General features: G+C 70.2%; 6 protein-coding genes and 2 pseudogenes. 3 read left to right on the top strand and 5 right to left on the bottom strand.

Annotated features, from left to right (window positions below):
* The 5 genes and pseudogenes from CVO76_RS09500 to CVO76_RS09485 all read right to left on the bottom strand — a co-directional run.
* On the bottom strand, positions 1–550 hold a 550-nt coding region (locus CVO76_RS09500; protein ID WP_208739076.1), incomplete at its 3' end, for an ABC transporter permease subunit.
* Entirely contained in the window at positions 540–1,310 is a 771-nt protein-coding gene (locus tag CVO76_RS17350) for an ABC transporter ATP-binding protein (RefSeq protein ID WP_279628571.1), read from the bottom strand. The genes CVO76_RS17350 and CVO76_RS09500, both read right to left, overlap by 11 nt.
* Positions 1,311–1,338: 28 nt before the next feature.
* A pseudogene (locus CVO76_RS17525) lies at positions 1,339–1,503 on the bottom strand (ATP-binding cassette domain-containing protein); the annotation flags it as partial.
* A gap of 54 nt (positions 1,504–1,557) precedes the next feature.
* Complete coding sequence (locus CVO76_RS09490) at positions 1,558–1,806, bottom strand: hypothetical protein (protein WP_133080046.1); 249 nt, start codon at positions 1,804–1,806, stop codon at positions 1,558–1,560.
* Complete coding sequence (locus CVO76_RS09485; protein ID WP_208739075.1) at positions 1,806–2,645, bottom strand: Ku protein; 840 nt, start codon at positions 2,643–2,645, stop codon at positions 1,806–1,808. The genes CVO76_RS09490 and CVO76_RS09485 overlap by 1 nt, the downstream gene beginning before the upstream one ends.
* A gap of 69 nt (positions 2,646–2,714) precedes the next feature.
* Between CVO76_RS09485 and CVO76_RS09480 the strand changes: the two genes are divergently transcribed.
* The 3 genes and pseudogenes from CVO76_RS09480 to CVO76_RS09470 form a co-directional block, all read left to right on the top strand.
* Positions 2,715–3,209, top strand: coding sequence for an SRPBCC domain-containing protein (locus CVO76_RS09480; protein WP_208739074.1), 495 nt, complete (start codon positions 2,715–2,717; stop codon positions 3,207–3,209).
* Between the two features lie 83 nt (positions 3,210–3,292).
* The gene (locus CVO76_RS09475; RefSeq protein ID WP_208739073.1) at positions 3,293–5,812 is read left to right on the top strand and encodes an ATP-dependent DNA ligase; all 2,520 of its coding nucleotides are present in this window, start codon (positions 3,293–3,295) and stop codon (positions 5,810–5,812) included.
* 38 nt (positions 5,813–5,850) lie between these two features.
* A pseudogene (locus CVO76_RS09470) lies at positions 5,851–6,635 on the top strand (phosphoketolase); the annotation flags it as partial.

Below are 6,635 nucleotides of genomic sequence, written 5' to 3'. Positions count from 1 at the left end.
CCGCGCCCGCCGTGATGGCCGCCGATCCGCTGAGCAGGCTCAGCAGGTACAGGGCGAGGACACCCGCGACGGCCTTGCCGACGGCGAGGCCGAGCTCGGACGGGGCGTTCAGGGCGAGCACGGCCGCGAGCAGCACCGCGCACACGACGGCGATCCGCAGCGCGAGGGAGAGGACGGCCTCGAGCGCCACCTGCAGGCGTGTGACCCCGTGCGCCAGGGTGAGTTCGAGGGCTCCGCTCTCCTCCTCGCCACCGATCGCCGCTGCACCCCAGCCGACAGCGGCGATCGTCAGGAGGACGAAGCCGATCAGGCCCAGCAGCGTCGCCTGCGTGTATCCCGCACCCGTGGAGATCGAGTCGAAGCCCAGGGTGGACACGAGTTCCGGGGGCAGGGACGAGACGACGGAGTCGAGTTGGCCGGAGGCACCCATCGACGGATAGATCGGCAGGTAGAGCAGGCTCGCCGCGACGAGGCCGGCCGACCAGCCGGCCATCCCGAGGCGGGAGCGTCGGAGGGTGTGCCGGACGAGGGGCAGGGTGCTAGCGGACATGACGGTCCCCGGCCGCTCCTGCCGGGACGGTCGGGGTCCGGCCGTACAGGCCGAGGACCGCCTGCTCGAGGTCCGGTTCCTCGATCACGACGTCGATGAGCCCGAGGGCCGGGAGGACGTCGATCAGCGCGACGGGCGACCCGGACAACCGCCCTTCCACGACGTTTCCAGGGACCCCGGCGGACGCCCGGTCGACCCCGGGATCGGCCACCTCGAGGCCGGCCGCGAGGAGCGCGGCCGCCTGCCCCGGCGTCAGCGGTCTCTCCAGTTCGAGCCGCACGGTACGGGGCGCCTCGTCACGCAGGTCCGCCACGCGTGACGAACGGACGAGGCGCCCCTCCCGGATCACGGCGACGTGGTCGGCGCACTGCTGCACCTCGGAGATGACGTGGGAGGACAGGAAGACGGCCTGGCCCGTCGACTTCGCCTCCCGGACGAGGGCGAGGAACTCCCGCTGCACGAGGGGATCCAGGCCGGAGGTGGGCTCGTCGAGGACGAGCAGGTCCGGCCGGTGCATGAGGGCCTGGACCAGGCCGAGTTTCTGCTTGTTGCCCTTCGACAGCGTCCCGATGCGGCGCGACGGATCGAGGCCGAGGCGTTCGACGAGCTCGGACCTGTACGCGTGGTCCACGGGACCGGAGATGCGTCCGAGGTGGTCGAGCATCTCCGTGCCGGTGGTCCTGCCGTCGAGCCTGAGTTCCCCGGGCAGGTACCCCGATGCGCTCCCGGAGGCGCGGGCCCGCCCGCCAGGGGTCCGCACCGAGGGTGGTCACCGACCCTGCGGTCGGCTTGATCAGGCCGAGGATCAGGCGCATGGTGGTGGTCTTCCCGGCGCCGTTCGGGCCGATCACGCCCACCACGCTCTCCGGTGGCACCAGGAGCGATACGGCGTCCAGTGCCCGCCGCGACCCGTACGCCTTGGTCAGATCGCTCAGCTCCAGTGCGTGTTCCATGCTTCCTCCGAATGCGGGGGCTCCGGGGCCGGGCAGCGGCAGGACCCGGAGGCGTCAGGCCTTCCGTGAGAGCCAGGAGAGCGTCAGCGCGCCCGCGCTCCGCCGGAAGCCGCTCCGCCCGGAGACGACCTCGAGGACCGCCCAGACCGCCAGGCAGAGGGTGCTCGCCAGGCGCAGGCGCCCGCGGTTCTTCTCCTCGAGCGCCGCGAAGGAGGCGGCGCCGAGCAGTGCCCAGCCCAGGATCGGAGCGTTCGGCTTCTGGGCGATGGTCTGCCGGCCCAGGCTGTCGGTGAAGAAACCCATCACGCGCCCTTCTGCTTGGAGGTGCCGGCCGCCTTCTTGGCTCCGGCCTTCTTCTCGCGGTTCTTCTCGACGCTGCGGCGCAGTGCCTCCATGAGGTCCAGCACGTTGTCGCCGTCATCCTCGCCACCGTCGGCCCCGAACGTCTCGTCGGTGCTGATGGTGTCACCCTTCTCGATCTTCGCGTCGATCAGGGTGCGCAGCTGGACCTGGTACTCGTCGGTGAAGTTCTCGGGGTCGAAGTCGGTGGAGAAGGAGTCCACGAGGGCCGCGGACATCTGCTTCTCCTTGGCGGAGATGCGGACCTTCTCCTCGAGTGCGGGGAAGGAGGCCTCCCGGACCTCGTCGTCCCACAGGAGCGTCTGCAGCATGAGGACGTCACCCCGGACGCGCAGCGCGGCGAGGCGGCTCTTCTGGCGGAGGGAGAACTGCACGATCGCGGTCCGGTCCGTCTCCTCGAGCGTGCGCCGCAGCAGGACGTAGGCCTTGGTCGAGGTGCTGTCGGGTTCGAGGTAGTAGGCGCGGTCGAACATGATCGGATCGATCTGGTCGCTCGGCACGAACTCCACCACGTCGATCTCCCGGCTCCGCTCCACCGGCAGTGACGAGAGGTCCTCGTCCGTGAGGACCACGGTGTGCTCGCCGTCGTCGTACGCCTTGTCGATGTGCTTGAAATCCACGACCTCGCCGCAGATCTCGCAGCGCCGCTGGTAGCGGATGCGGCCGCCGTCCTCGTCGTGCACCTGGTGCAGGGAGATGTCGTGGTCCTCGGTGGCGCTGTAGACCTTCACCGGCACGTTGACCAGCCCGAACGCGACCGCGCCCTTCCAGATGGCTCTCATGGGTCAAGTGAACACCAAGCAGGCTTAGTGGGCCAGAGGAGGCGGGCGGGCCGGCCCTAGACTTGGGAGGTGACTTCCGAGACCGTAGAGCCCATTGTCAGCAAGACGACCAGCGACGACGGCGGTACGGTGCTGCGCCTGGAGTTCCAGTTCGCGTTCCCGCCGACCGTGCTGTGGAAGCACCTGACGGAGGCCGACAAGCTGAAGTACTGGTTCCCCTGCGAGATGGAGTTCGAGCCGCACCCGGATGCGGAGATCCTCTTCCGCTACGCCGACCAGAAGCCTCTGCGCGGAGAGGTGCTCGAGGCGGCGCGGCCGTCGGTACTCGCCTACACCTGGGAGAAGGACAGTCTGCGCTGGGAACTGGCCCGGACGGGCGACAACGGGACCCGGCTCGTGCTGTTCCTGACACCGGGGAGCCCGCGGCACTCCGCGACCATGGCGGCAGGGTGGCACCTCACCATCGCCGGACTCGACGACTTCCTGAACAAGCGCAACCTCGGGCAGGACCCGGCGCTGTGGGATGTCTACGTCGAGCGTTACCGCGAGCAGTTCGCCGACTAGGACACAATCCCTGCCGCCTCCGGCCGGGTGTTCCGACCGAATCGGTACTGGACCACCACCGGCATCCGGTCAAGACTGGGGGAATGGCCCCCCCTCGCTCAGCACGGCAGCAGACCGTCACGGTGGAGGGGCGCACGCTCCGGCTGTCCAGCCTGGACAAGGTGCTCTACCCCGCGACGGGGACCACCAAGGCCGACGTCCTGGCCTACTACGCAGCCGTGGCACCCCACCTGATCCGCCATGCGAGCCACCGGCCGCTGACGCGGAAGCGGTGGGTGCACGGCGTGGGGACGCCGGAGGAGCCCGGCGAGGTGTTCTTCCAGAAGAACATCGACGACAACGCGCCGGCCTGGGTGCCGCGCAACGCGATCCAGCACAAGGACCACACGAACGTCTACCCCCTGGTCGACGACCTCGCGACGCTCACCTGGCTGGGGCAGATCGCCGCCCTGGAGCTCCACGTGCCGCAGTGGCGCTTCGACGCCGACGGCGCCAGGGGGAATCCCGACCGCCTCGTGCTGGACCTCGACCCGGGCGACGGCGTGGGACTCGCGGAGTGCGCCGAGATCGCCCGGCTGGCCCGGCCGATCCTGCAGGGCATGGGGCTGGAACCGTTCCCCGTCACGAGCGGATCGAAGGGCATCCACCTGTACTGCGCCCTCGACGGCCGGCTGACCTCCGAGCAGGTGTCCGCCGTCGCCCACGAACTCGCCCGGGCCCTCGAGGCCGACCATCCCGACCTCGCGGTCAGCGACATGAAGAAGGCGCTGCGGACGGGCAGGGTGCTCGTGGACTGGAGCCAGAACCACGCCAACAAGACGACGGTCAGCCCGTACTCGCTGCGCGGCCGCTTCGAGCCGACCGTCGCCGCGCCGCGCACCTGGGAGGAACTCGACGACGTCGACCTCGGGCACCTCGACTACCGCGCCGTCCTGCAGCGGATCGGATCCCTCGGCGACATCCTCGCCGCCGCGACCCCACCCGCGACCGGCGCAGGAGAGAGGGGAAGCGCACCGACGGACCGGCTCTCCACCTACCGGGCGATGCGCGACGCATCGAAGACACCGGAGCCCGTACCCGAGGCCGTGGGCCCGGCGGGTGGCAACAGCTTCGTGATCCAGGAGCACCATGCCCGCCGCCTGCACTACGACTTCCGGCTGGAGCATGAGGGCGTGCTCGTCTCCTGGGCTCTCCCGAAAGGACCGCCCCTGACGCCCAGCAGGAACCACCTGGCCGTGCAGACCGAGGACCATCCCCTCGACTACGGCTCCTTCCACGGAACTATTCCAAAGGGGGAATACGGCGCGGGAGAGGTCTCCATCTGGGATGCGGGCACCTACGAGCTCGAGAAGTGGCGTGAGGGCAAGGAGGTCATCTGCACACTCCACGGCAGGCCCGACGGCGGACTGGCCCGCGGCGGGACCGCTATCCGCCGCTACGCGCTCATCAACACCGGCGGCGGGCCGAACGGCAGGAGCAACTGGCTGATCCACCTCATGAAGGACCAGCCGGCCGAGGCCCGGCAGGACTCCCCGCACGACCCCGGCGCGTCGCCACCGGTCCCGGCGGACTGCGGCGACACCCCGCCCGTCGAGGTGCAGGGCATCGACCCTCCCGCTCCTGTCCGGGCTCCGGGTCCCGGGTCCGTCCGTCCCATGCTCGCCACCCTCGGCTCGGAGCAGGCCATCCCCGACCCCGACGACTGGGCCTACGAGATGAAGTGGGACGGCGTCCGCTGCATCGCGCTGGTGAAGGACGGCGCCGTCACCCTGGCCAGCCGGAACGGGATCGACACCACCGCGACCTACCCGGAACTCGGGGACCTCGGTGAGTACCTGAGTGCGGACAGCGCCGTGCTCGACGGCGAGATCGTGGCCCTGAACGCGAAGGGCCGCCCCGACTTCGGCCTCCTGCAGACCCGCATGAAGCTGACCCATCGGGCGGAGATCGACGACGCGCGCCGGAAGACCCCCGTGCGATTCATGCTCTTCGACCTCCTGGAGCTCGAGGGCAACGACCTCACCGGGCTGGACTACTGCCAGCGGCGGGAGCTGCTCGAGAAGGCGGTCGAGGAGGCGGAGGACGGCCACGTCCAGGTTCCGCCGGCCCTCGACGCGACGCTCGCGGAAGCCGTCGAGGCGAGCCGCCAGCTGGGCCTCGAGGGCATCATGGCCAAGCGCCTCACGAGCGACTACCAGCCCGGGACGCGGTCGGCGTCGTGGGTGAAGATCAAGCACCTCCACACGCAGGAGGTCGTGGTGGTGGGCTGGCGGCCCGGGAAGGGCAACCGGGCGGCGAAGATCGGTTCCCTGCTGGTCGCCGTCCCCGACGGCGTCGACCTCCGCTACGTGGGCCGCGTGGGGTCCGGGCTCACCGAGCGCGACCTCGCCGAGGTGGGGTCCAGGCTCAGGAAGCTGGCACGGAAGACCGCCCCGCTCGACGACGTGCCCGGCGCCGACGCATCCGATGCGCACTGGGTGCGGCCCGCCCTCGTCGGCGAAGTCCAGTACAGCGAGCACACCGGGACCGGCCGCCTGCGGCACCCCGTGTGGCGGGGCTGGCGACCCGACAAGACGCCGTCCGACGTCGTCGTCGAACTCTGAGATCCGCACCGTCCCGTTGCACCATCCAGGAGGCACACATGGCAAGTCTTGATATCCCGGCACTGGACGCGTGGTGGCGCGCCGCCAACTACGTCTCGGTCGGCCAGATCTACCTGCGGGACAACGCCCTGCTCACGCGTCCGCTCGCGGGCGAGGACGTGAAGGCGCGACTGCTGGGCCACTGGGGCACCACACCGGGGCTGAACTTCGTCTACACCCATCTCAACCGGGTCATCTCCGAGCGGAGGCAGGAGATGCTGTTCGTCACCGGGCCGGGCCACGGCGGGCCCGCCAACGTGGCCAACGCCTGGCTGGAGGGGACCTACTCCGAGATATATTCCTCCATCGGCAAGGACGGGGCGGGGCTGAACGCCCTGTTCAAGCAGTTCAGCTACCCCGGCGGCATCCCGTCCCACGCCGCCCCGGAATCCCCGGGGTCCATCCACGAGGGCGGGGAACTCGGCTACACGCTCGCCCACGCCTACGGCGCCGTCTTCGACAACCCCTCCCTCATCGCCGCCGCCGTGGTGGGCGACGGCGAAGCCGAGACGGGACCGCTGGCCACGAGCTGGCACTCGAGCAGCTTCGTGGATCCCGCGGTGGACGGCGCGGTACTGCCGATCCTGCACCTCAACGGGTACAAGATCGCCAACCCCACGGTGCTGGCCAGGATGCCCGAGGAGCAGCTCCGGCAGCTGATGTACGGCTACGGCTACGAGGCGCACTTCGTCACGGTGTCCGATCCCGGTGCCACCGAGGACGCCCACCGCGACTTCGCCGCCGTCCTCGACGCCTGCATCGACGACATCCACGCCATCCAGGA

The organism is Arthrobacter agilis (assembly GCF_002953615.1).
GTDB lineage: Bacteria > Actinomycetota > Actinomycetes > Actinomycetales > Micrococcaceae > Arthrobacter_D > Arthrobacter_D agilis_B.
Note: the sequence above shows the minus strand (reverse complement) of the source record. Positions and strands in the feature narration are given on the sequence as shown.

What these genes read in the sequence shown, in the direction of transcription:
- CVO76_RS09490 (WP_133080046.1), bottom strand. Translation starts at nt 1,806, where the DNA reads ATGGGTTTCTTCACCGACAGCCTGGGCCGGCAGACCATCGCCCAGAAG.
- CVO76_RS09475 (WP_208739073.1), top strand. Translation starts at nt 3,293, where the DNA reads ATGGCCCCCCCTCGCTCAGCACGGCAGCAGACCGTCACGGTGGAGGGG.
- CVO76_RS09485 (WP_208739075.1), bottom strand. Translation starts at nt 2,645, where the DNA reads ATGAGAGCCATCTGGAAGGGCGCGGTCGCGTTCGGGCTGGTCAACGTG.